23 protein-coding genes are annotated in these 25,187 nt (G+C 34.6%); 10 read left to right on the top strand and 13 right to left on the bottom strand.

Translation table 11 applies throughout. The features are described from left to right. Positions 1-87 precede the first annotated feature (87 nt). The gene (locus BT999_RS06905; RefSeq protein ID WP_072697050.1) at positions 88-1,392 is read right to left on the bottom strand and encodes a PSP1 domain-containing protein; all 1,305 of its coding nucleotides are present in this window, start codon (positions 1,390-1,392) and stop codon (positions 88-90) included. A 172-nt stretch (positions 1,393-1,564) separates the two neighbouring features. Here BT999_RS06905 and BT999_RS06900 point away from each other — a divergent pair, with 172 nt between their 5' ends. Then, complete coding sequence (locus tag BT999_RS06900) at positions 1,565-2,911, top strand: ATP-dependent 6-phosphofructokinase (protein ID WP_072697049.1); 1,347 nt, start codon at positions 1,565-1,567, stop codon at positions 2,909-2,911. 139 nt (positions 2,912-3,050) lie between these two features. Continuing rightward, positions 3,051-3,368 carry a hypothetical protein gene (locus BT999_RS06895; RefSeq protein ID WP_143145509.1) on the top strand — a complete coding sequence of 106 codons (318 nt, stop codon included), beginning with the start codon at positions 3,051-3,053 and terminating at the stop codon, positions 3,366-3,368. A 374-nt stretch (positions 3,369-3,742) separates the two neighbouring features. Here the strand turns inward: BT999_RS06895 and BT999_RS06890 are convergent, their stop codons facing one another. The 5 genes from BT999_RS06890 to BT999_RS06870 form a co-directional block, all read right to left on the bottom strand. Next, positions 3,743-4,666, bottom strand: coding sequence for a diaminopimelate dehydrogenase (locus BT999_RS06890; protein ID WP_072697047.1), 924 nt, complete (start codon positions 4,664-4,666; stop codon positions 3,743-3,745). Positions 4,667-4,736: 70 nt separating this feature from the next. After that, a complete protein-coding gene (locus tag BT999_RS06885; RefSeq protein WP_072697046.1) occupies positions 4,737-6,347 on the bottom strand; it encodes an L-lactate permease in 1,611 nt (536 codons plus the stop codon). Positions 6,348-6,391: 44 nt separating this feature from the next. Beyond that, positions 6,392-6,601 (bottom strand): Trm112 family protein, encoded by a 210-nt coding sequence (locus BT999_RS06880; protein ID WP_072697045.1) that lies wholly within the window; start codon positions 6,599-6,601, stop codon positions 6,392-6,394. A 31-nt stretch (positions 6,602-6,632) separates the two neighbouring features. Beyond that, positions 6,633-7,610, bottom strand: a complete 978-nt coding sequence (locus BT999_RS06875) for an NAD-dependent epimerase/dehydratase family protein (RefSeq protein WP_072697044.1) — start codon at positions 7,608-7,610, stop codon at positions 6,633-6,635. A 75-nt stretch (positions 7,611-7,685) separates the two neighbouring features. Further along, positions 7,686-8,462 (bottom strand): HpcH/HpaI aldolase family protein, encoded by a 777-nt coding sequence (locus tag BT999_RS06870; RefSeq protein WP_072697043.1) that lies wholly within the window; start codon positions 8,460-8,462, stop codon positions 7,686-7,688. A gap of 395 nt (positions 8,463-8,857) precedes the next feature. On the opposite strand from BT999_RS06870, the gene BT999_RS06865 reads away from it, so the two are divergent. The 5 genes from BT999_RS06865 to BT999_RS06845 all read left to right on the top strand — a co-directional run bounded on the left by BT999_RS06865 (position 8,858) and on the right by BT999_RS06845 (position 15,404). Next, entirely contained in the window at positions 8,858-10,525 is a 1,668-nt protein-coding gene (locus BT999_RS06865; RefSeq protein WP_072697042.1) for a ribonuclease J, read from the top strand. Between the two features lie 36 nt (positions 10,526-10,561). Next, complete coding sequence (locus BT999_RS06860) at positions 10,562-12,058, top strand: sensor histidine kinase (protein WP_072697041.1); 1,497 nt, start codon at positions 10,562-10,564, stop codon at positions 12,056-12,058. Between the two features lie 72 nt (positions 12,059-12,130). Next, entirely contained in the window at positions 12,131-12,697 is a 567-nt protein-coding gene (pyrE, locus tag BT999_RS06855) for an orotate phosphoribosyltransferase (protein WP_072697040.1), read from the top strand. Positions 12,698-13,007: 310 nt separating this feature from the next. Further along, positions 13,008-14,564 carry a L,D-transpeptidase family protein gene (locus BT999_RS06850; protein WP_178139328.1) on the top strand — a complete coding sequence of 519 codons (1,557 nt, stop codon included), beginning with the start codon at positions 13,008-13,010 and terminating at the stop codon, positions 14,562-14,564. After that, complete coding sequence (locus BT999_RS06845; protein ID WP_072697038.1) at positions 14,565-15,404, top strand: hypothetical protein; 840 nt, start codon at positions 14,565-14,567, stop codon at positions 15,402-15,404. It abuts the gene before it with no gap. Positions 15,405-15,552: 148 nt separating this feature from the next. Here BT999_RS06845 and BT999_RS06840 read toward each other — a convergent pair whose 3' ends face one another. Next, positions 15,553-16,113 carry a hypothetical protein gene (locus BT999_RS06840; protein ID WP_072697037.1) on the bottom strand — a complete coding sequence of 187 codons (561 nt, stop codon included), beginning with the start codon at positions 16,111-16,113 and terminating at the stop codon, positions 15,553-15,555. Positions 16,114-16,337: 224 nt separating this feature from the next. Here BT999_RS06840 and BT999_RS06835 point away from each other — a divergent pair, with 224 nt between their 5' ends. From BT999_RS06835 to BT999_RS06825, 3 genes are read left to right on the top strand one after another with little or no spacing between them, the layout of a single operon-like run. Then, positions 16,338-16,637 carry a hypothetical protein gene (locus BT999_RS06835; RefSeq protein WP_072697036.1) on the top strand — a complete coding sequence of 100 codons (300 nt, stop codon included), beginning with the start codon at positions 16,338-16,340 and terminating at the stop codon, positions 16,635-16,637. Positions 16,638-16,648: 11 nt separating this feature from the next. Then, complete coding sequence (locus tag BT999_RS06830) at positions 16,649-17,131, top strand: hypothetical protein (RefSeq protein WP_072697035.1); 483 nt, start codon at positions 16,649-16,651, stop codon at positions 17,129-17,131. Between the two features lie 19 nt (positions 17,132-17,150). Then, positions 17,151-19,070, top strand: coding sequence for a penicillin-binding protein activator (locus tag BT999_RS06825; RefSeq protein WP_072697034.1), 1,920 nt, complete (start codon positions 17,151-17,153; stop codon positions 19,068-19,070). 285 nt (positions 19,071-19,355) lie between these two features. On the opposite strand, the gene gap is transcribed toward BT999_RS06825, so the two are convergent. The 6 genes from gap to BT999_RS06795 all read right to left on the bottom strand — a co-directional run bounded on the left by gap (position 19,356) and on the right by BT999_RS06795 (position 25,067). Beyond that, on the bottom strand, positions 19,356-20,360 hold the full coding sequence (gene gap, locus BT999_RS06820; protein WP_072697033.1) for a type I glyceraldehyde-3-phosphate dehydrogenase: 1,005 nt from the start codon (positions 20,358-20,360) through the stop codon (positions 19,356-19,358). A gap of 110 nt (positions 20,361-20,470) precedes the next feature. Next, positions 20,471-21,394: a class II fructose-1,6-bisphosphate aldolase gene (gene fba, locus BT999_RS06815; protein ID WP_072697032.1), complete on the bottom strand. Its 924-nt coding sequence runs from the start codon at positions 21,392-21,394 to the stop codon at positions 20,471-20,473. Between the two features lie 107 nt (positions 21,395-21,501). Then, a complete protein-coding gene (surE, locus tag BT999_RS06810; protein ID WP_072697109.1) occupies positions 21,502-22,269 on the bottom strand; it encodes a 5'/3'-nucleotidase SurE in 768 nt (255 codons plus the stop codon). A 164-nt stretch (positions 22,270-22,433) separates the two neighbouring features. Next, complete coding sequence (gene tilS / locus BT999_RS06805) at positions 22,434-23,552, bottom strand: tRNA lysidine(34) synthetase TilS (protein ID WP_072697031.1); 1,119 nt, start codon at positions 23,550-23,552, stop codon at positions 22,434-22,436. Further along, positions 23,553-23,885 (bottom strand): hypothetical protein, encoded by a 333-nt coding sequence (locus tag BT999_RS06800; RefSeq protein ID WP_072697030.1) that lies wholly within the window; start codon positions 23,883-23,885, stop codon positions 23,553-23,555. 21 nt (positions 23,886-23,906) lie between these two features. Continuing rightward, positions 23,907-25,067, bottom strand: coding sequence for an HDOD domain-containing protein (locus BT999_RS06795; RefSeq protein ID WP_072697029.1), 1,161 nt, complete (start codon positions 25,065-25,067; stop codon positions 23,907-23,909). Between the last annotated feature and the right edge of the window lie 120 nt (positions 25,068-25,187).

Below are 25,187 nucleotides of genomic sequence, written 5' to 3'. Positions count from 1 at the left end.
TGTTTACAATATAGCACGCATGAGTAGGTTTATTATATAGATATACTTAATTAGATAAATTAATATTTTTTTACTAAGCTATCTGTCTTATTCAAGTTCAGGAGTAAGCGGACTGTTTTCTTCAAAATTTGAAGTTTCAAAACGCTTTGGGCTAAGAGAGTTCCATTCGTCTATATTAAACTCTTGTTCTTCTTCATTGCCGTCTAGTTGTGCAAAGATACTTGCTCTAAACATATTCACTCTTAAAACTTTATAGATGCCGTCATGGGTTGTATAACGTTTACCGATTTTAGGACATTGTTTATTAAAGTGTTCATAGTTTTCTTGTTCATAAGACAAACAACAAAGTAAGCGTCCGCATAAACCGGAGATCTTTGCCGGGTTAAGAAATAAGTTTTGTTCCTTTGCCATTTTAATTGTAACCGGGGCAAAGCGTCTTAAATATTTTCGACAACAACAAGAAGCCCCACAATTTCCTATTCCGCCAAGCATTTGAGTTTCGTGGCGTACTCCTATCTGGCGAAGTTCTATTCTTGTGCGATAATTTTTTACCAATTCTTTAACCAATTCTCGAAAGTCTATACGAGTAGGGGCGGTAAAATAAAAAACAATCTTACTACGGTCGTGAAATATCTCAACATCAACGAGTTTCATTTCGAGGTTTAAATTTTGAATACATTCATGACAAAAAACTTTTGCTTTTTCAACAAGTTCAGTATTCTCTATTGAAATTAAAAGGTCATTATCATCAGCAAGAGAAAGCACAGCAGGGATTTCTTGTTGTTGTATTGTGATATTCTCAGGCAAACCTTGAGATGCGGCATTTGGGTCTAAAAGTAAAACAGATAAGTCGCTAGGGGGGTTAGTGATTATTCTTACAACTTTACCTAACCCTTGTTCACAATCAATCATCACAAAATCACCTAATGCCAAGGTCATTCCGCCCGCCGTACAGTAAAACACAGGGCCGTAATCACGGAATTTTACCCCGACAAGTCCCTGTTCGGGAAGAGTAATTTGAGATTGGTTTAAAAGTGAAACTTCTTGTTTGGTGATGCAAACATGAGCTTCTACTTTATGATGTCTTGTACTTGTTTTGGGGGATAAAATATCTAATTCGATATTTTTTTCAGGCACTTCTCTGGTTGTTGGAAATTCGGGATCGTAATCTTGGGCATTATATGTATGAAAGTACTCAGGAATACTGATAAAAAACTTTGTGTCTTCCTCTGCTTTGTCTCCGCTTACTTCTTTAATCTCTGAATATTCAGGTAACTTAAAAGCCTTAAACAAGGGAGTATATTCTTCATTTTGAATAGAAACGCCGTCAACAATATCCAAAGTTTCAGGTTCTGTATTTGGGTTGTCTGTTTTATAATGATTATATGGCATGTTTTTTACTTGTTATTTAGTAAGATATTGTAGTAATAATAATTTATAGTTGTGATTTTACATTAATCAGATTTAATATTAATGTTGTATTTTGTCTACTTTGTCAATCAAGATAACTCTTTTATATTTAAAACAATATAATTTACACTTTTATCAATTTACAGGAGTTTTTATGTCATCAACAAAAGTTAAAATCGGTAATTTTGAGATTGATACTAATATTCAAACATTAGGGCAAGCAAAAATTCCATCATCATTAAACTATTGCCACTTCCAAGATGAGGCGAGAGTTTCTGTTTTTTTAGACGGTGAACATGTTGAAGAACTTGGTGATGAAGTGGTTGCGGCCTCTTTTGAAGCCGCCGGTCCTAGAATGCAACTATATTTTGATTCTTCAAAAACAAAATGTGCTATCGCTACTTGTGGTGGACTATGCCCCGGCATTAACAACGTTATTCGCTCTATCGTAATGGAGGCTTATCATAATTATAACGTGCCTGCCGTGCTTGGTTTTCAATATGGTTTAGAGGGTTTTATCCCGCATTATGGGCATAAAGTGGTTGAATTAACCCCTGATAATGTATCAGATATCCATCAATTTGGCGGAACTATCTTAGGTTCTTCCAGAGGTCCACAACCGCCCGAAGAAATTGTTGATGCTTTAGAACGTTCTAATGTGAGTATTCTTTTTATGATTGGTGGCGATGGAACAATGAAAGCCACACATAATATTGTTAAAGAAATAGAACGTCGTAACTTAAAAATTTCTGTTATTGGCATTCCTAAAACCATTGATAACGACATAAATTTTATCAGCCAATCTTTTGGTTTTGAAACTGCCGTTTATAAAGCGACTGAAGCTATACAATGCGCTCATATCGAAGCAACCGGAGCAATGAACGGTATTGGCATTGTAAAACTAATGGGGCGAGATTCCGGTTTTATTGCGGCTCACGCCACTTTATCTCTTAAAGAAGTTAATTTAGTGTTAATTCCTGAAATTAACTTTCGCCTTAATGGTGAAGGTGGAATATTACCAGCACTCGCCGAAAGATTAAATAAAAGAAAACACGCAGTAATTGTTGTAGCCGAAGGGGCAGGGCAACACATAATAGGGCGTGGTTCTGAAACTGATGCGTCAGGCAATGTAGCTTTAGGTGATTTCACTGAGTTTTTAATTAAAGAAATCAAGAAATATATGAAAGAACATAAAATAACACACTCTATTAAATATATTGACCCAAGTTATATTATTCGTTCTATTCCCGCTACCGCCAATGATAGTGTTTATTGTGGCTTTTTAGGTACAAATGCCGTCCATGCCGCTATGGCAGGAAAAACTAATATGGTTGTAGCTAAGATTATGGATAGATATGTGCATTTACCGTTAGAGTTAATTATTCGTAAACGCAGAACCTTAAACACAAAATCTGAATATTGGCGTGCCGTGCTTGAATCAACAGGTCAAGAAGGCTTATATGGTATGATTCCTGAACTTGATGGACCAGTTTGTAGTTAGGGTGAGGTATGCAAATTACTCTAGAGAATACATTTTTGCAGTAACATCTTAAATGTTTTATGGTCGTAATATTGTTATGTTAAGAAGCTATTTTTTTCGTACTTTTTTGATGTTTGGTATTATAAACTTGTGTTTTATAATGCCAAATATTGCTATTTCTGTTGAAAAATTACCAGAAAAATTAAGCGAAGAGCAAATAGTTGCCTGTAAAGAAATTATTACTGACTATACTATTAAAGTTAAAAAATGGGAGCCAGACAGCTTTATTATTAAATACTATGGTGATTGTTCTCCTAAAACAGAAGAAGCTGGTTTTACAGTCGTAAATAAAGAAGATGATGAAAAAGGGGGAAAAGATACCAATCATAGTATGCGTGGCAATCAGGGTGGACGACGCTTTGAGGTTACAGTTAATATAAAAACAATGCAAATCACTCAAGTAAGCTATATTCGATAATTGTTGTTAGGGGTAACTATTTTAAGAATTTTTTTGACATAATTTTTACCACCTAATTACCATGAATAAAATTTTGAGACTATTGCACAATAGGCTCAAAGTGGCTTTCGTCAGAAAGACACTCCAAAAACCACGAATAAGGAAAATTTAATTTTCCTGTAAAATGAGTGGGTTTTGTGACTTAAGACGTTTTATGCTATGCACATACAGGGCATAAAACGATGACAAAAGAACGCAAAACGGAGTTTTGCAATGATCTTATTTTAGTTTTAACGAGGCAAGAGCCTGAAACTAATAAGTCCGTTGTATAAATAAGTTTTTTATTCCAAAACTATATATACAACGGACCGCAATATACTTACAAAAAATCAACTTTAAACTAATCTGTGAATATGCTCCATTCTATCGCCTAAAAGATAAGCAACAGGAGGAATATCAATCAAGGTATAAGCATCAGCTTTAAGTCTTGTAGTAGCTCTCACACAAGAAACTAAAACTTGAGCTGTTAACGCCGGGTTATCTATACGCATATCAAAAGATAAACGTTGGTTAGAGGCTGCTCCTGATGCTCCAATGCGTTCGAGAACAACACCATGAGAATTGTCCGCTACCTGACTTAAAGCGAAAGAATCAGCTACCGCTTTAACTTCTAATGGGTCTTTACTAAAATAAGCATCAGCTTTAATTCTCTTTTCAACATCTTCAAGCTTAACACCTTTTTCTAAGACAACATAAACTAAGCGGGCGTGTCTACCTCCACCTAAAGGAATAGTAATAGAAGTCGCATCTTTAACGCCTTCAATAGCTCTGGCGGCAACAGAATGTCCCATAGAACGACCTCGCCCAAAGTTAGTAAAGGTTGTACCCGCCGGAGTCATAGCTTCAAATAAAGCACGCAAAACAGAGTCAGTTCCTGGATCCCAACCAGCGGCACAAATAGCAACTTTATTGTATCGTTTCGCCAATGGCGTTACTGTTGTAATTAAATTAGGTATTTCGTCGTGAATATCAAAACTGTCAACAGTATTCACTCCTAAAGCTAAATATTCCGTAACCAATTCTGGCACAGAACGAGAAGGAGCGGCTAAAATAGCCACATCAGGCATGCCTTTTTCTGCTTTTAAGCTTTCAAAATCAGGAAACTCTTTAAAGCCAAGGGTTTCTACCGGGTTGTTTTTAATGGACTCTTTACGGCGAATAATACCTAAGCATTCCATATCCGGAGCGTTTTTAATACAGAGCAGGGCGTTTTTCCCAATATTTCCAAAACCGTGTACAATAACTTTTATTTTAGACATAAAAAAACCTTTTGTTAGAATTAAACATTTGTTTAATTAAATAAAACAATATTATAGCTTTTGTAAACCCCTAACTCCAAAGCCAAGAAAGAACAGCAATTACAGCTACTAACAACAATGAAGGCACAATACAGGCTTTTAAAATAGAGCCTTCTTCGCCAGCCTTACCAATTGTTGCCGCAGCACTAAGTAACTTTGTAGGAGACAATAAACTAGCTAAACCACCACCAATAGCACCGGCAGCAGCAATGATTTTAAAGTCTAAGTTAAGAGCCTTTGCTGTTGATATATGTAAGGCTGTTAACATTGCTATCGCAGAACTTTGAGAACCACTAATAAAGCCAGCCAATAAGCCAAAATAAGGAGCAATTATAGAATAGTATTGCTGAAATGTTTGGGCGGCGGCAACAGCTAAAATATTAATCATGTTATTGCTAGGGTCATGCAATGTAAAATCCTCACCGCTATAACCTGATAAATTCATTACATAAGCAAGAGCAAAATAAACCGTAGCCGCACTAAAAGGACGCCATGCTATTTTAGCCCAACGTTTACCGGCACTTTTGACAACTGAATATTTTGCTTTCATAAAAGGAATAGAAATTAATGTTGCTATCACAATCCAAAAATATGCTTGCCAAAACAGACGAATTTTTTCAGGTCTGCCGGGGAAAATTTCTAAGGGCATAGATAATTCAGCAAAAAAGAATTTAAAAAATGGTAAACTAGGCCAGTTCATTAATAAAGAGGCAATCGTGAGAATAATCCAAGGAGATAAAGCAGATAATAATCTTAAACGTGAAACTGAGACTAAATCTTTTTCATTCATTAAAGCGCTATCAAAAAGCCTGCGATTTCTTAAACGTTCATAAATTAATAAGACAATAACTGCTGCTAAACCTGCGATAACACCAGTTAAAGGCAATAAATTATATTCGGCGACTAAAATACAAGCAAATCCAGAGGCGAGCCCTGCGAGCAGTGCTGGCACAAGACCTTTGATGACCATTTTTATTCCGCCGGTAAACCATAACATAACTAAAGCCACGGATACGGCGGCATAAGGCATAAACATGGCTAAAGTTCTAGCGGTTTCTTCTAAAGACATGCCCGATAGTTGAGCTAAAACCATAGCAGGCACACTTAATAAAGCATAAGAGCAAAAAGCCTGATAACCAATACAAGGTAATACGATAGATATAAAAGCAGAATACCCAAGGGCTATCATTATCGGTGGAAAAATAGAAATAGTTACAGCCCCTAAAGCGGTTAACATAGTTCCTAACGCAAAGTTAAGAATAAGTAGTTGAACAATTTTATCATCAGGGTTTAGTTTACTTAATTCTTCTTTGCTTGTTACTTGACCAGAATTTTGAGAATTTAATAAAGTTCCCGGAGTTAAGCATTTTAAAGAGGCAACAATTCTTGCTAATGCACCTGTTTCTGTCATTACTATAATTTGAAAAATAGAGGCACTAATACAAAGAGCAACAGGAAAAGAGGCAAAAAATCCAGAACCTGAGGCTCTTAATAATACTCCAATCGGAGTATTAAAATAGAAAAAGGCAATACCTAACGCTAAGATAAAACCACACCAACCGGCAATATCGGCGGGGGTTTTTCGCATTAATAAAACAATAATTAATAAAACAGGGGCAAGAGATAATAAAACGTTTACCATGGTTTTCCTAAATTCTCCATTTAAGGTTTTTATAAGTTTAAGCCTTAGTTTAAATGTTGTTTTTTATTTTCCCATTCTGAAAAAGGAATGGCATCTTCTTTAAGCATAATAGGTATTTCGTCTTTAATAGGAAAAACAAGCTTACACGCAGCACAGCTTAACCCGCATTCTTGGTTATCTATTACAATTAGTTCAAGATCTCCCTTACAAACCGGGCATGCCAAAATATCTAATAATTCTTTATTTAACGCCATAAAACAACCCTTTTATTCTTTTAATTTTTTGTTATTTATTTTTAACTAAAGTGCCATAAACAGTTTGTAATTGAGGGTTAACGTCTTTATGTACCTCTTCTATTACTCTTAAAATGCCTTGTCCTAAATCTGTGGTTAAACGTGGAGTCATTTTCATGCCCACACGAGGATTAAATGAATAAGGGGTAATTTCATAATGTCCGCTTTTGCCATCGCCTTGGAACATTATTTTTAGTTCATTAGCATCAGTCTTATTTGTATTTTCTTGTGTTGATGCGTCTAAAACATCAATAATTTTAATATTTTTTCCGAGCATTTCGGCAATCATCTTTAATAAATCGCCAACTCTCATTGGTTGAGTGCCTGTTAAAACAATATTAGTATTAGCATATTCAGGTTCTAAAATCTCAACACTACAGCGAGCAGCATCTTCAATATGAATATATTCACGCAAGGCGTTAGGGCGACCATAATAAGTGATACTGCCTTTTTCTAACGCTTCACGAGCAAAACGATAAACAGCGTTCCGATTATCAGCACGAGGTCCATATAAAGAGCCATAGCGTAAGTTTGTGTATTCTAAACCATAAACTTGATAAAAGTTTTCTATAAATAGTTCACTCGCTTGCTTGCTGCAACGATAAAAACCACCTGATTGACTATATACATATAAAGAAGATGCAAAAACAAAACGCTTAACATTCGCAAGACGAGCAGCCTCTAAAATAATGGCGTTTCCTAAAACGTTAAAGCGAACCGTATCAACGGGCTTTGAACCAGCCTCTCCAATATCTGCGATACCTGCGAAGTTATAAACAGCATCACAACCAGCCACAGCGTCATTTACGGTTTTTTCGTTTAAAATATCGCCAACAATCATTTTTTGATCTTCTCTTAACCAAAGAGAAGGGCGAATATCAAACAAGGTTACTTCATGCCCAGCATCAGAAAGTTTATCTGCAACATGAGAGCCTAAAAAACCAGAACCACCAAAAACTATTATTTTCATTCTTATTTTCTCATTTTTCGATTTTATTTTTAATTGTTTAATTTATCTTAACTTTATTTTAATTCTATTTTAACTCTACTTTAACAAGGGAGCTTTTGCCGAACGCATTAAAAACAAGGCATCAATACCATAGGCTAAAAACACATAACCTTCTGCTATTTTTTCTTTTAAAAACTCTGTATTGGGTTCAACAATATGAAATCCTTTAGGGACATTATATTTTTTTGCTACCAATTCAATTTCTTTTAAAGCCGCAATAAAATCAGGGTGATTAAATTGTCCTGTTAAGCCCATTGAAGCGGAAAGGTCATAAGGTCCAATTATATAAGCATCTAAGCGTTTTTGTGAAAAGATTTCATCAAGGTTTTTTACCGCTTTTATACTTTCTATCTGGGCCACTAAAACTAAACTTTCGCCTAAAGGGTTTTCACAAGCTATATGTTTAGAAAAATCTAAACCAAAACAGTTAGCACGACAAAAACCAACGCCTCTTTTTCCTAAGCCATTTGTGTTGGGGTACAAAGAATAAGCTATTGCTTTATCTAACGTTTCTCTGTCTTCAATAAAGGGAAAAATTACGCCTCTCGCCCCCGAATCAACCACAATTTTAATTTCTCTTAAGCTTGGTTCGGCAACTCTGGCGAAAGGTAAAGTTCCACCAAGCTCCAACGCTCTAAAAATATTTGGTAAATCAGTTCTGGAAAAAGAACCGTGTTCCATATCAACGGCCGCCCAATCATAGCCCATTCTTCCGATTATTTCGGCGGACTCAGGGCAGGTTAGTTGTAGCCATGTTCCAATACTTGCTTGACCGTTATGTAACTTATTGCGTATTTCACTGCTTGCAATCATGATGTTTTCTCTTTAGTAAAGTAATTGTATTTTTTTGATAAAATGTTGTAAATAAAAATATATAATCATCTTTTATCAATAGACACAAACAATAAGATACTACATTTCCAGATTATTGAGAAGTAAAAAAAACTCACAAAAAACACTCATTTTATAGGAAAATTAAATTTCCTTATTCTTGTTTTTGGAGTGTATCTTTAAAAAAAGCCACTTTGAAACTATTTTGCAATAGTCTCTATTTAAAAAACAATCAAAGAAAACGGAAGAAAGTGTTTCATTATTACAAACGATTAAAATATGGTTGCGAATAAAATGTTTAATGGGTATAAAGCATAAAAAATAACACTTAATTAATTTTTTAGTCTAACTTTTATAAATAATATAGCAGGTGCATAATGTTTGATGAAAACCGATTTCTTACTATTACTCCATTGGGTGGACTTGGAGAAATCGGTATGAACTGTATGGAAGTATCAAGCCAAGACGGATCAATATTAATAGATTGTGGTTTGATGTTTCCTGAAAACTATCATCTGGGAATTGATGTTGTTATTCCTCGCTTTGATCATATCATTTCTAAAAAAGATCAACTTAAAGCTATTATTTTAACTCACGGACACGAAGACCATATCGGGGCTTTACCTTGGTTAGTAAAATACGTTAATGTTCCTATTTATGGTTCAAAATTTACTTTAGCTTTAGTAGAACATAAATTACGAGAACGAGGTTTGTTGGATAAAGTAACTCTAATTCCGGTAAAGCCGGGAAAAACTTTAAAAGTCGCCGGATTAAAAATACACTTTTTCCCTGTTTGCCACTCTATTATTGATGGTCTTGCTTTAGGAATAGACAGCCCGGTTGGAAAAATTATTCACACGGGCGATTTTAAAATAGATAAAGACCCGTTAATTGAAAATTGGGGTACAGACTTAAAACAATTCAAACGCTTTGCAGGTAAAGAGGGTGTGCGTTTATTGATGTCTGACTCTACCAATATTGAACAAGAAGGTTGGTCAATTAATGAGCGTAAGATCGTAGAAACTTTTAGGTCAATATTTAAAGAGGCAAAAGGGCGTATTATCGTTACTCTATTTTCCAGCCATATCCAAAGGATTCAAGAAGTTTTAGATTGTGCCAAAGAGTTTGGACGCAAAGTCGGCGTAAGTGGGCGAAGTTTAGGAGTTAATATAGAAATCGCCAAAAATCTTGGATATTTGAATGTTTCTGAGGGTGATTTATTTATAGACCTTAATGAAATGCCTGTTTTGCCAGATGATAAAGTTGTTTTTATCGTTACCGGTTCTCAAGGTGAGCCTATGTCTGCTTTATCCCGTATTGTGCGTGGCGGGCATAAACAACTAAGCGTGCATCAAGGCGATACGGTTTTATTATCTTCTCGCATGATACCCGGAAATGTAGAAGCTGTAACTCGTATGGTAGATAACTTATATAGGCTTGGAGCTGAGGTCTGTTATGATAAAATGCACAGCATTCACGCATCAGGACACGCTTATAAAGAAGAGTTAAAAGCCATGTTGCTTGCAACACGCCCTAAAACTTTTATACCTGTGCATGGTGAATATAGACACTTGGTTAAGCATTCTCGTTTAGCCGTTGAATGTGGTGTAACTCCTGAACGAGCAATAATTTTGGAAGACGGACAGCCTATAACTTTATTGCCTGTAGGGATACGCTTTGAAGAACCTGTTGCCGTAGACTCTATTTTAGTAGACGGAAAAGGCGTTGGTGATGTTGGAACTTCTGTTTTAAGAGATCGTCAAATTTTGGGCGATGAAGGCATGTTAATCGCAGTTCTTGTTATCGACGAGGTTACTTGGAATATTTTATATGGTCCTGCGGTGTTTTCTCGCGGTTTTGTGTTTGAAGAACACTTTGATTATTTATTAGAAGATGCAAAGTGTTTGATTTTAGATGTTTTTGAAAATGACCCTCACGCTTCTGTTGATAAGTTACAAGATAAAATACGTTCATCATTAAGGCGTTTTTTCAAAAAGATATTAGAGAGAGATCCGATTATTGTACCTGTTATTGCAACAGTTTAATTATTGTAATTTTATTCATTAGAAATTTATCAAAATATGCAACAAACACCTGAAAGTTCTAAAAAACATCAAGAATTAACTCAAGAAAATTATAAAGATTCTAAAGATTATGGTTTTGGAATAGCTAAATCTTTGGCGTGGATTTTATTATTTTTAACTCTTGCTTCCGGCTTATTATTATCTGTATTTATCGGACAATCTGCCAGAGATGTTCTATTAAAAAAAGAACAGGGTTTTGCCTCTTTGTTAGCAGAAAATATTAACCAAGATGTATATCGCAAGTTTTCTATTCCAACGCTACTTGCCTTTGGACGTATCTCTTTACGCCAACCGGCTCAATATGAAAGACTAGATGAAACCGTTAAAACCTCGGTTGATGGTTTAAATATTCATAATCTGCGTATTTTTGATCACGCGCAAAAGGTAACTTATTCCACAAATAAAGCAGAAATTGGAAGCAATGTTTTTTCATCTCCCGCTACGCAACAAGCACAACTAAGCACAACGCCGATTTTTAATATTGATTCTTCAATTCCTTTTTGGCAGGCAATTTTTCAGCCTAATTTAAAGCAAGGCAGTTTTTATTTAAGAACAACTTACCCTATGCAAATTGAAAATAAAGTCAGCTCTTCTGATAAAGAGGGGCCGGCGATTTCTATTCTTGAATTTTCTCAAGATATTACGGAAGATATGGGGGTAATTGTTCGATTTCAGCGTTTAGTTATTGGAGTTGCTTTAATCTCTTCAACTCTTTTATTTATATTGCTTTTAGTATTTATAAAAAGAGCAGAACACGCTTTATCCGTACGCTTTCAAGAACGCCAAAAACTTTTAACCGAACTGCACCAAAATGAACGCTTTGTCAGCATGGGTAGGGTCGTTGCCAGTATTGCTCATGAAATCAGAAACCCATTAGGAATTATTCGTTCAACAATTGAACTTTTACTAAAACGCCCAATAGGTCAAGATCCGACAACAGCAAAGTTTTTAACCGCCATGCACGATGAATCATTACGTTTGTCTCAAACAATCAGCGACTTTTTAGATTATGCCAAACCCAAACAACCTAAACAACAATATATAGACGTTATTCTGGTGCTTGAACAGATTTTTGCCTTTATCAGCCCTGATTTATTAAAATATTCAGTGGATATTATGAAACAATATCCTGTCAAAGGAGCTTGGGTTAACGGCGACAAAGACCTTTTATATAGAGCCTTTTACAATATTATTGTAAACTCTATTCAAGAAATGAAAAATGGCGGCGTTATTAATGTAACGGTTTCTTCTGATGACAAAAAAGTAAATATCAGATTTATTGACTCCGGCCCGGGTTTTAGCCAAGATGTTTTAGAGCACCTGCTTGATCCATTTTATACCACAAAAGATGAAGGTACCGGGCTTGGGTTACCTATTGTTAACAGTATTGTCAGTAGCCACGGTGGGGAAATAAATTTTATGAATAATCCTGAAGGCGGCGCAATAATTACCATCATACTTCCTGTTGGCGATATAGACGAAAATAGTTTATAACTGTAAAATATGCTTGTAAATTTACAAAATACAAATTAATAAAGAAAAAATAAAACAAATACGGAGAATTATATGTCTGAATTATTGGAATTAAAAAAACGATTAGCTAAAATTTTAATAAAAAAATCATATAAAGAAGGTGATTTTACTTTAAGTTCCGGACAAAAAAGTAACTATTATTTTGATTGTCGTCAAAGCTCTTTAAACGCCGAAGGCTCTTGGCTTATTGGAAAAATATTTAATATACTTCTTAAAGATTACTCTATTAAAGGGGTGGGCGGAATGACTATGGGAGCAGACCCTTTGGTTTCTGCCACAACAGTTATATCACATGAAATGAATAAAGCCTTAGATGGTTTATTGGTCAGAAAAGAAGCTAAAGGACACGGAACCAAACAATTTGTTGAAGGTTTGGTTAATTTTAGCGAAGGAGACCAAGTCGCCATGCTCGAAGACGTTATTACAACTGGCGGTTCTGTTTTAAAAGCCTGTAAAAGAATAGAAGACGTTGGTTTAAAAATTGCCGTTATCGCCATTATTCTAGATAGAGAACAGGGCGGTAGAGAAATCCTTGAAAAAGAAGGTTATAAAGTAATTAGTATTTTTACTCGCAACGAATTAGTAGAACTTGGAAAATAAGCGAGTTGTTTAAATAGGTTTAAAACATATTATTAATAAAAAATAAAGATTGTCTAAAGATTTTGTTTCTGTTATTATTAAATACTGAGTTGAGTTTTAATAAGCATATAAAAACCGAATAATCTTTTTTGTATTTTTCGAATTCCAAAAACAGTAATCTTAATTTTATATTTTTCACAAACAGATTGCCGTGGATATTTCACAAACAACATTATAACTGTTATCTATTGTTATGCATTTAAAAAAATATATCATAGATGTTTTATTAAGAAATAAACAAATAAATTGTCTTTTCGTCGTTTTTATTTATATGTTTTTTGTAAGTATTGATTATTGCCATGCAAGTTCCGTTTTATCAAACCTAAATGTACCAACAAGAACGGGCGTTACCGGAATAGCAGAACAATCGACAAAAACAGAAGAAGCGGACAATATTAATAAAACCAATAAACGCAGCATCATGCAAACCGTTACACCGGGAACGGGTTGGAAGGTAAAAGTTCACCCCCATAACGTTAATGTTGGTAAACTGGTAACAGTTGATAAAACCAGACAAGAGATTGAACTCTATGAACACAACAGCCCGCTGAAAAAAACTTCGTCTTTTATCTGTACTACCGGTCAGGTAATTGGAGATAAAAAGATAGAAGGCGACCTTAAAACCCCTGAGGGGATTTATTTTGTTGTGCGTAAAATTAATGGGGGGCTTGATTATACCCTTTACGGAAATGAAGCATATACCTTAAATTATCCTAACCCCGTCGATAAATTAAGGCGTAAAACAGGTTATGGAATATGGATTCACGGGCGAGGTTATAATATTACTCCCCTAGAAACTCAAGGCTGTGTCGCTATGAATAACACTGACCTTGCCAACTTTGGAAAGATTTTACAACCCGGGATTGCTGTTGCTTTGGCTGATGTTGTTGAAACGCCTATTGGTTCGGAAACAAAAGAAGAACTTAAGAAAAAACAAAACACTATCAATATATTAAAGAAAAATGTAACTTCATGGGCAAAAGAGTGGGAAAATCGCTCTCATAAAATGTTTGAATTTTATGACGCAGATTCTTACAGTATCTCTCAAGAACCTTTTTCTCAGTTTAAAGCCCAAAAAGAACGCTTATTTAAACAACTCGCATGGATAAAAAACAACGTTAGCAATATTCAAGTTGCTGAAGGACCGGGATATTGGGTAACTTGGTTTTTTCAAGACTATAAAGCACCTAACTTAGAAACCAAAGGTGTTAGAAGATTATATTGGCAAGAAAATGATAATGGAAACTATCGCATTGTTGGAATGGAGTGGATACCGGGGTTAACCATCGACGGAAGTGTTATGACCGCAAGTCTTGACGACCCGGGCGGAGAAAAAACTCAAGCAGAAGTACCTTTAAAGACCGAAGGTGATTCAACGGTAATAGATGCTTCAAATAAAACGCCAATACAAACACAACCTGAAAAAACAATCTCAAAACAAACAACTAAAAACGATACTGAAAAAGTAGTAAAAAAAGAAAAAACTCAAGACGAACAAATAAAAGAATTTGTTGAAAAATGGCGTTTTGCATGGCAAAAAGCCGACCTAAACAGCTATACTAAGTTTTATGCTAAAAACGCACAACAAGGAGATCGTAAAGGTCTTGCCTCGATAAAAGCACAAAAAGCTTCTCTCTGGAAAACCAATAAACCAAAGAAAATTGTTTTTAATAATATTAAAATTAAAAAAGATAAAGACTCCATACAAGTTGAATTTACTCAAAACTATAAAGATAATTCGGGTAAAGGAGATAAAGGAACAAAAATTCTTTACTTAAAACCAACAAAAAATAGCTTTGAGATTATCAGAGAAGACTGGAGAAAATAAATGGACAAAGTAAAGATAAAAAAAAGAGTTGTTTATAACGTATTGTTTATGCGTGATGACAGCGATGTTTTACGCTTTAGAATGAGTGCTGCTTGGCTTAAGTTTTTTGTCTATACAATTATAGTTATTACCGGTGTTGCAATTGGTGGTACTTATTTATCATATTATTTTTGGAATAAAACCCAAACCTTAGAAGCAGAGATAGAACTAAAAAATACAGAGCTTAAACCTCTTCAAGCTCAAATGGGCAAAATAGACAGGTTAAATTCTTTTGCTAAAGCCATTGATGAAAAGCCTCCGGTAGAACTTCAACCTATTTTACAAGAAATTGTTACTCATAACTCAACCGTAAAAAGTTTTGCAACTATCTCAACAAACTCAACAAACGCCACAAGCTCTTTATCTTCTGTTGCAAGCCTTAGTGCAACAAATGCAACTCTTGCGGCTGATACCAACTCTACGTCTCAAGAACAAAATAATACCAACCTTGTTGATGATAATACAGCCAATATTCAAAATAATGTTATAGAAATCAATAGTTTTTCTTCTAAATTTATCAATGATAAAAAATTAAGAATAAGCTTTGGTATAGTTAACAAAACAAAAAACAATGTTGCTGGTGAAATAAAGATTAGCTTGTTGATAAATGGTAGCCAAACGCCTGTGTTGCTTAGCCCTGAAAATAAATTTAGTTCTAATTTTAAAATTAACTATAGCAAAGATATCATTTTAACCTATGTTTTACCAAATGACCTGACAAAAGAAGAAATTGGCGAATTTCTTTTACAAGTTGAAAACTCTGAAAATGAAATTATTCATACGGAAAAATTTCAAATATAAATAAAAATTATCATAAAAAAATAAACCTTTAAGAAATATCTTTTCAAAAGAATATAAAAAAGCTCACTGTATCAAAAAATGTTACGGTGAGCTTTTTCTTTTTCCTGGAATTATGATAAAACAATGTAAAACCTAGTTTTCAATGATTTTACATTTGATAACCGGGTAGGGTAACGGTATTTAGCTTGTCTTCGCCATTGGCTTTAGGACAATCTTTTTGTAACCAACAAATTTCACAGCCACCTTTAAACGGATAAAAAGTGACAGTAGAATAGCGTCTGGCTAATCCACCATTTTCATCAAGATAGTTAATTTCATATTTTTCCAAAAGATCTTGTAAAGCGTCAGTAGGCTTAGGGGCCGGTGCACAACCCGCTTCTTGAACTTCGGGAACAAGGCTGTGAATTGCCGCAGTACACATAGCTTGAGCTAAAGCGTTGATACTGAACGCTTGAGAAGGTGATTCTTCCCATGCGTTATCAACATCATCTTCAACTTCTTTGTTAAGCCAAACGACTAAATAGCTTAACTTGCCACTACTTAAGTGATGGGCGTTTAAATGGGGTAACCATTTTTCCCAATATTCCAAAAGAGAGTCCATCAACTCTCCGTCAATTCTGGTTTCTTGGGTAAGTTGCATTACCAGTTCCATATCAAAATATGGTGTTACTTCTAGTTTTTCGTCTAGTTTTTCATCTTTTTGAGTCATTTTGGCTCCTGACTAATAAAAAAATTATCTTTTTCTATAAGATAATTTGGACAATTTAATTTAGTGATGTTTCCGGACTTTACTTTATGAACTTAGTGTTTTATACTCTTAGCACAAGGAATATTATTCGCAAATTATATTTGTCAAAGGAATAAATTCCAAATAAAGTATAATCTTATTCTATTAAATCAATAAAAGCAAATACTAAAATCATCGAGCAGATTATGCAAAACACGCAATCAGCCATAGAACAACTTTTAGATGTTGAAAGATATACAACTTTTAGTCGAAGAATATCTGACCCTGTGTATAATTCTCCGCCTTATTCTTCCGCAATTGATGATGCTATCTATTTTGCCGAAAAAAATATTGAAAAAGTTAAATATCAGTTTGATAGGGGGTTTCCTGCCAGATTGCGAGCCGGAGAAGATCCGCTTTTTGGCAACAATACTTTTGGAACGCGTCTTTCTCCTCTGCGTAGCCCCGAACGAATAGTCGGCTCTTTGATGACTGTAAGTATCTAAATTTTAATAAAATGCTAAAATCTCAAACAATAAAAGAATTACAAGAAAAACACCCTTTGTTTTCTAAAATAACGGGACAAGTTGTCTGGGTTGCTTGCGAAGAACAGGGAATGAACGAAGAACATATTAATATGTTTATGGATTCGTTCATGGAGTTACGAGAAACAACCCTTGAGCTTATGTTTAAACTTAAAGATAACCCAAGCTCCTTCCTTCTTATCAAAAAAGAACCACGGTTTAACCATTTGCCTTGTTCCGGTTGTAACTCAATGGTTGACTGTATTATTCCAGCTTCCGCTCCTGATATTTACAAATACATGCCACCTTATTCAATTAATTGTGTGTGTAGAGGCGAATATCTAAAAGCCGAAGAGGCGTTGGAATATGCCTCTAAAAAACAATGTAGTATTAAAGATTTATTTCCGAAAACTTTACCTGAAATAAATATTTACTGCGACAATAACGAAAGTTTATCAGAAAACTCTGACTTTTAAATAAAAAAATAGGACGAATATGAACACAAAAAAAACTTTTCCAATAATAAAACACCTTGTTGTTTTGCTTTTGTTATTTTCTTTAAGTGCCTGTAATCTTGTGAATAGAACAGTTATTCAAACGCCAACTGATCAAAAAAAGATTACTGAATCCGATCAAAGTAATTTGAGTCTTTTAGCTCAAGCTCGTAAAGCAAAAAATTCCGGTCAATTGCTCAAAGCAGAAAGTTTATATCTAAATGCAAGTAAAGAATTGTCTAAATTTAATAGTTCTGAAAAAATTTCAATATGGCAAGAATTGGCTGAAGTTGCTCATGCAAACGGACATACGGGAACAGCCCTTAATGCCCTAAATGAGTGGCAAAAGTTAGATAACAAAGCCGGTTCGACCAAAGCATGGCAAAACCTTTGGTACTCTGTTGTAAACAAGCTAAACAGCACAGAAAGCAGAACTCAGGCTAAACAACTATATGAAAATACAAACTTCCCGAACTATACAAGAGCCTTGGGCGGAATTGTTTATGCCGGGCGTTTATTACAAGCGGGTTTACAAGCCGAAGCGGTTAATATCTTGGAAAACATCGCCAAAACCCAAGAATTTGCTACTTATCGCACATCTTTGGAACATCTTCTCCTTAATGAACTAAAAAACCTTGATATAACCAAACAAGCCTCTTTGGTTTCGTTAGTTACCCCACAAAACGAAGCCTCTTTCCCTTATACCGTGTTTTTATATAGGGCAGCATCAGACCAAATAAACAAACCATCAGAAGATAAAACTGCTGCAGAAACAATTTTAAATCGCTTAAAAGAACTTGGCGTAATGTCCGGTTCTGCTCCTGATATGAGTGTAACGCCTATTTCTACATCAACCCCTGTATTAACAGGAAGCTCGCATGGACATGGTATTGCTCTTATTTTGCCAATGAGTAAAGCTTTGGGAAATATAGGTACAAAAATTTCTCAAGGAGCCAGACTTGCGGAATCTGAAGTCGGTAAATCAGGCGTAGCCCTTAAAGTTTATATTATTGATAGCGACTCTCCAAATTGGGAAACTGAATTAAAAAATATTTCAGCCAATATTAAAATCATCGGGGGGCCTTTAATTCCCAAATTATACACTCAGGTAAAGGCTCACGCAACAGAATCTCATAAAGTTTTATTTACTTTTTTACAAAATGTAGATTCTCAAGATGAAGGGCAAAATGCTTGGCGCTTTTTCACTAGCCCCGAAGATCAAATAACAGCCTTATTAAATCATGCAAGCTCTAAAGGAATCAGTTCTTTTTTAAGTTATGCACCGGATAGTAAGTATGGAACAAAAATGTCAAGTGTTTTTGAAAAAGTGCTTGCTCAAAAAAGTTTACATCTCGCAAATTCAGGAACATATCCTGAAAAAGCTCCTCAAGAGTGGAATAAAAACGTTGCGTCTTTTTTACGCTCAAGCGGAGGTGGTAATAATCAAGCGATCTTCTTACCTGATAACTGGAAAAATATAGAAATTATCGTGCCGAATATTTTTTATCATGGAACAACAAAAGCATTGTTTATGGGAACAAATATTTGGGAACAAGGCTTATTGTCTTCCGCAAGTTTAGGAAAAATAGATGCACGTTATTATAGTTCCGCCGTTTTCCCTAGTGCTTGGGGCGGAGAAAATACAATAAAAAATAGTGCTGCTTCTCGCCTTTTTTCAGCAGTTGAATCAAGTGGTTCAAAACCAGATTTGTGGTATGGTCTTGGTTATGATTTCATCAGGCTTAGTTCAAAACTAAATATAGACAATAACTGGACAGCTCCACAAATCAATGCAGAATTAAATAAAACTCAAGGATTTGAGTGGACAATCGCACCTATGAAGTGGGCTCAAGACGGGAAAGCAACTCAAGAGCTGTTCTTGTTTACTCCAACGGAAACAGGTTTTGAACCTATTAAATAAAGTTTGAGACTATACAGTCTCTCGTGCATTCCGATTACATAGTCCAACCATACGAATAAATAAGCACTTATTTTCCTTGTAGAATAAGTGCTTTTACACTTTAAAACATTTTATATTTGCATCAGCAGAGTAAAGTACGCAAAACTGAGTTTTATAATGGTCTTAAACAGCTTGTTGCGATGGTCGTGGTTTGTTTTATAACCAATCACGAGAGTAAATACATAAAAAAAGAGCAGGCTGAAAAAATAAACAGGCTGCTCTTTACTATTATATTCAAAGAAAAGATTATAAACTTTTTCCAACCATGCGTAATAAGCGTAAAAGTTGATAAGTAAAGCTAGTTTCGTTATCGTACCAAACAATTACTTTTGCCATTGTACCGTTAATAACGCTGGTGCATTCAGCATCTACAATACCCGCATAAGACGCACCGATATAATCACAAGAGACTAAAGGTTCATAAGAAATTGCATAATTTTCTTGTAAGCCGTTGGCAATCGCTTGTTTAATAGTATTGTTCAGCTCTTCTGCCGTTGTTGGTTTTTCTAATTCACAAGTAAAGTCTACCAATGAAACGTCAGGAGTCGGAACTCTAATTGCCATTCCATCTATTTTCCCTTTTAAATCAGGAATAACAGAAGATACAGCCTTAGCAGCTCCGGTAGTTGTAGGAATCATGGAAACGGCCGCCGCTCTTGCTCTTCGCCAATCTTTGTGAGAACCGTCCAAAATACGTTGGCTCATGGTATAAGAATGTATAGTGGTCATTAAACCATGCTTTATCACAAAATTATCGTGTAAAATTTTAGCGATAGGTGCAAGACAGTTGGTGGTGCAAGATGCGGCTGAAATAACATTATGTTCTTTTGCGTTATATTCTTTATCGTTTACACCCATAACTATAGTAACATCAGCATCTTTTGCCGGTGCACTGATTACGGTTTTTTTTACACCGCAGTTAATGTGTTTCATTAAGCCGTTTTTGTCTTTTATTGTTCCGGTCGTTTCAACAGCAATATCAACGCCATAATCAGACCATTTCCATTCACCCGGAGAAAAACGGGTTACTGCGATATGATGTCCGTTGACAATAATTCCTTTATTGTCAAAAGAAACCTCACCGTTAAAAGTACGGTGAACAGAATCATATTTGAATAAGTGGGCTAACGCCGCATTATCAGCACGAGCATTTAAAGCAACAATTTCCAAATCATTGTCTGTTGCTAATAAACGCAACAAATAACGTCCGATTCTTCCAAAACCATTAAGTCCTAATTTAATGGTAGCCATTTTTTTCTCCTTTCTCTTAAATAAAAATTATTTTTATCGAGTTAGATAACATTTTGAATATATTTACTAAAAAAGAGCCTGTTTTGAAATCAACAAACTCTTTCGAAATACTAAATTTTATTGGAACAACCCAAAACATTTTTAAGCTTATGTTTAACCATAGCCTTTACTGCATCTCGAGCTGGTTTTAAATAGCTTCGAGGGTCAAATTGTTCCGGATTTTCAAAAAGGAACTGGCGAATGCTTGCTGTAAACGCCAAGCGAATATCAGTATCTATATTTATTTTGCATACTCCGAAAGTAGCCGCCTTTCTTAAAAAGTCTTCAGGTACGCCTTTGGCTCCGCCGACTTTTCCACCGTATTTATTGGCTTTTTCAACAAATTCTTGAGGAACGCTGGAAGCACCGTGTAATACTAAAGGAAACCCGGGTAACAACTTAGTTATTTTTTCAAGACGCGGAAAATCAAGAGAGGCATCTCCGACAAATTTATAAGCACCATGACTTGTTCCTATAGCAATCGCTAAAGAATCACAACCTGTGCGTTTTACAAAGTCAACAGCTTGTTCGGGGTTTGTATAAACAGAGTGTTCAGCAGAGACATCGTCTTCAACCCCTGCCAATTGTCCTAACTCGGCTTCTACCCAAACACCTTTTGAGTGTGCATATTCAACAACTTGTTTAACAAGTTTTATATTTTCTTCGTAAGGTAGGTGAGAGCCATCGATCATAACAGAGGTAAAACCACCATCTATACAATCTTTACAAATTTGAAAATCAGCACCATGATCAAGGTGTAAAACAACAGGAAGGTCAGAGTCTTTTAAGGCGGCTTCGATAAGCTTTACAATATAGTTTTGTCCTGCATATTTTCTGGCACCGGCGGAAACTTGAAGAATCAACGGGGCTTTTTCTTCTGCTCCTGCCTGCATTATTCCTTGAATAATTTCCATGTTATTTACATTAAAAGCACCAACAGCGTAGCCTTCTTTATAGGCTCTTTCAAACATTTCTTTTGGTCCGATTAAGGGCATTTTTCTACTCCTTTAAAAAAAGGTTTTATTACAAATAAAAACTAAAAAACTCAAAATATACTCAAGGTTAGCAATAAACTTAAATCATGTAAACACAAAAAGAATCATTATTGTTTGATTTTTTCTTTTAACTCTTCACAAAGGCTCATAGCTTCACGGTTGGTGAAATCAAACTTTAATGGGGTAAGAGTTGCATAACCTGCCCAAAGCATAGCCCTGTCTGAATGTTCTTCAACTTGATCTTTAGGCATATGCCCTTCCATCCACCAATAAGAATTACCTCTTGGGTCGTGGCGTTCTTTATAGACATCTGCCCATAAAGCAGTAGTTTGAGGACAAACCGCCAACCCTTTGATTTCATTAGCGGGAATATTGGGAAGGTTAAGGTTTAAGACCAAACGATCGGGAAAGTTTTCCGTATCTATGTTGTTAATAACATTAACAGCATAGTTGGCGTGTTGTTTTACGTCAAAAAAATTATAAGAATCAAAAGATACTGCAACAGCCGGAAAACCTAAGTGTGCGGCTTCTGTTGCTGCGGCGACTGTTCCCGAATATAAAATATCAGGGCCGACGTTTGCACCCGAATTAATTCCTGAAACAACAATATCAGGTTTATCATTTTTTAAAAGCTCTATTAATCCAAGCTTCATACAATCAGAAGGAGTTCCATAGATTCCAAACCCCTTAAAAGATTGTTCATCAAAATATTTTAAACGCAAAGGATTATAAACCGTTAAAGCGTGTCCTACAGCTGATTGTTCTGTTACCGGAGCAATAACCGTTACTCTATATCCGGAACTAATCAAAGCATGATAGAAAGATCTTAAACCAAAAGCTTGGATTCCATCATCATTAGTTAGCACAACATGCAATTGTTTATTCATAAAAGACCTTAACAACCTAAAAAAACTATTGTTTAAGAAAAAAATCATTTACGTTTTAACAATATTACAAGTTTTTTAAAATAATACAAGTGTTATAAACATATTATTTTCAATATAAAACAATATATTTCTAAATAAATCTAAGATATAAATTATTTTGTATTTTTTAAATAAAAAGTTACACCTTGTGGGATCAGTCTTGCCGCCTTAGAGTGTGAAAATTCAAATTCTTTGCCCGTTTGCTTGGTTATTATTGCATTATCAAGCTTAAACAAAGTTTGAAACAAAACATCTCCCGCATTTAAGCTTTCTAACGCATTTTTATATAACCTTAACCGTAAGGCTTTGTTTTGTTTTAATAAAAATTCATATGATAAAGTAACAGCGTTATCATTTAAAGTGATTTTATTGATCACTTGAGTATTCCAATATTCCTCATCAATGCGTGCAAGCTGCCAAAGTTGTGCTACTTTTTCTCTGAAATTTGGGTTTTCTTCTAAAATCAAAGGCATTATTAAGTTACGCACACGATTTCTTTTATAGACAGAAGAAAGGTTTGATGCATCTTCATGCCAAGGACAATTTAGGCTTTGCATAAAGTCAATTAATTCAGATTTTGGCGTTAACAAAAGAGGGCGTAAGAGATACTTTTTTTGTTGGAGGTCATTTGTTTGGTTGCTTGGCTCTGAAAAACTATTGAGATAATAGTCATGGTTAAATTGTTTCAAAGCGGACATGCCTGCCAAAGCCGTCCAACCTGTTCCCCTAATGAGTCTTAATAAAACTTCTTCCGATAAGTCGTCTAAATGGTGTGCTGTTGTTATAAAAACTGTTTTATCTGAATATTGACGGGCTATTTCTATAAAAAAAGCATAACGAGCCTTGCGTCCGGCTTCTTCTGTTCCAATTTTGAGTTTTTTTGCCTCTGCATTAATATCTGTATATTTTATAAAGCAAGGAATATTAAAATGTTCAGCTAATTGTTTTATCCAAAGGCTTTCTGTTTCTGCCTCTTTTCTAAGCCCATGGTTTAAGTGTGCTAAACTTAAATTATAACCTAATCGTGGACGTAAAAAAAACAAAATAAAAAACAGGGCAAGCGAATCAACTCCGCCTGAAACACCTAAAATAATTTGTGTATCTTTGAGTTCATCAGAAAGTAACAGCTCTTTTTTTAAAAAGCGTTCAATTCCCAAACAAAATTTTGCTTTTTTAGGATTTAGCTCTTTTAAGGTTTGAGCCAAAGAAGAAAAATCAAAATGCGTATCCACTTAAAAATCAATATTCAAATCTTTTAGAAGGTTTTCAAGATAAACAATCATATGTTCTCTTAACTCAGGGCTTGGTTTTTCTATGCAATCACAACGCAGTTTTTGACTTGAACGTATTAATAGTTCTAATTTTAGTGAGTCTTCATCAAGTTCCAACGCCAAAACATGCGGAGAACAGTCGCTATGTGTTTTTTGTTTTTCACTCAATAATTTTGCCGGAATAGGTAGCCAGTAAATACCTTCAATATTGGCTTGTAATTCCATTTCTTTTAAGCGAGCTTTTATCTTTTTACAATCTTCATGGTTTAATTCATCAATAACAAATAGTTCCATTGTTTTATCCTTAAGCGTTAATTATAGTTCAGCTTCCCATTTTACAGCTTTCCAAATAGCCTCTTTAAAAGATTTTTCAGAAATACCGAGTTTATTTAACGAATTTTTAAGCTGTATTTCATCGCAATTATCAAAATTATCAAGCAACAGGGCGTAATCTGAAAAAAACTTATTTAAGAGTTCAAAGTTTATAATATCCAACGTTAAATCAAGTTTTTGTTCAGCATGTGTTTGTAAAGATTGAAAAAAATCTGCCTTATCAAGATCAAACAAGCCGTTTAACAATGGATAGACTGCTGCTAAAAAAATATCTTTGGGCGTTATTTTACTGTTATTTGAAGTATCAATAAGGTTTATTAATAAAGAAGCCTGTCGCAGAACCAATAAAAAACGATTTTGTTGCCCTATAAGAGAACCTGAATTTAACAAGGCATTAGCAGCAAGCCACAGTAAAAACCTTTCTTGACCCAAAAGGGTAATGGCGTGATCAACGCTTTCCGCCTGAACACTTGTTCCGGAAAAAACTTTATTCACATGTTTTAACAGGGCAACAGATAACACGCTGTCTTCTTTAAATATTTTTGTTAATTCTAAGGCTTGAAATTCTTTATTATTTAAAATGAATATAAATATAATATTAACCAATATTTTTTCTTTAATTTCATCAGTAAAATCTTGAAAAATCAATCTCTTAATTGGCGAGGTTGTATAAATATATTCTGACAATTCATCTGTTATATCTTGAGCTTTTCCTAACATATCTTTTTTATTACGCAATAAACAACAATGCCACTGTTCGCTTAGCTGAGTGTTTGATTCTGATTCAAAATAAAAATTTGGCGGAAGTTTCGCTATATTAAAAACATCACAATTTAAGCTTGTTTTTAAAAGGTTATTAAGACTTAATGTTAATTGAGTATAAATATTAATGGCGTTTTGTGGTGAAGTTTTAAAAATATTTAACTCACCCACACAATTTTCTTGTTGGACATTATCAGGGTTATCATTGTTAGATACATGCAAAAGACGACGAAAAAACAAAGGCTCTGAATTGTCATCTTCTCTTAAACTTGGATCAAGCACAGACAAAAATTCATCTTCATTTTTTACGGATTTATTGAATTCATCAGTATCAAAAAGATCAGTTTTTATCTCTAAGTTTTTTATCAGTTTATTCCACATTCTTTTAATTCTATAATTTTTATGTGTTAAAATTAAAATAAGAAAAAAGAGTAAAGGAATAGAAAATGTTGCTCTCTATCTTTCACTCTTTTTGATAATACAAAAAATAAAATTATAAAT

This window comes from Desulfovibrio litoralis DSM 11393, from assembly GCF_900143255.1.
Taxonomy (GTDB): Bacteria; Desulfobacterota; Desulfovibrionia; order Desulfovibrionales; family Desulfovibrionaceae; genus Frigididesulfovibrio_A; species Frigididesulfovibrio_A litoralis.
Note: the sequence above shows the minus strand (reverse complement) of the source record. Positions and strands in the feature narration are given on the sequence as shown.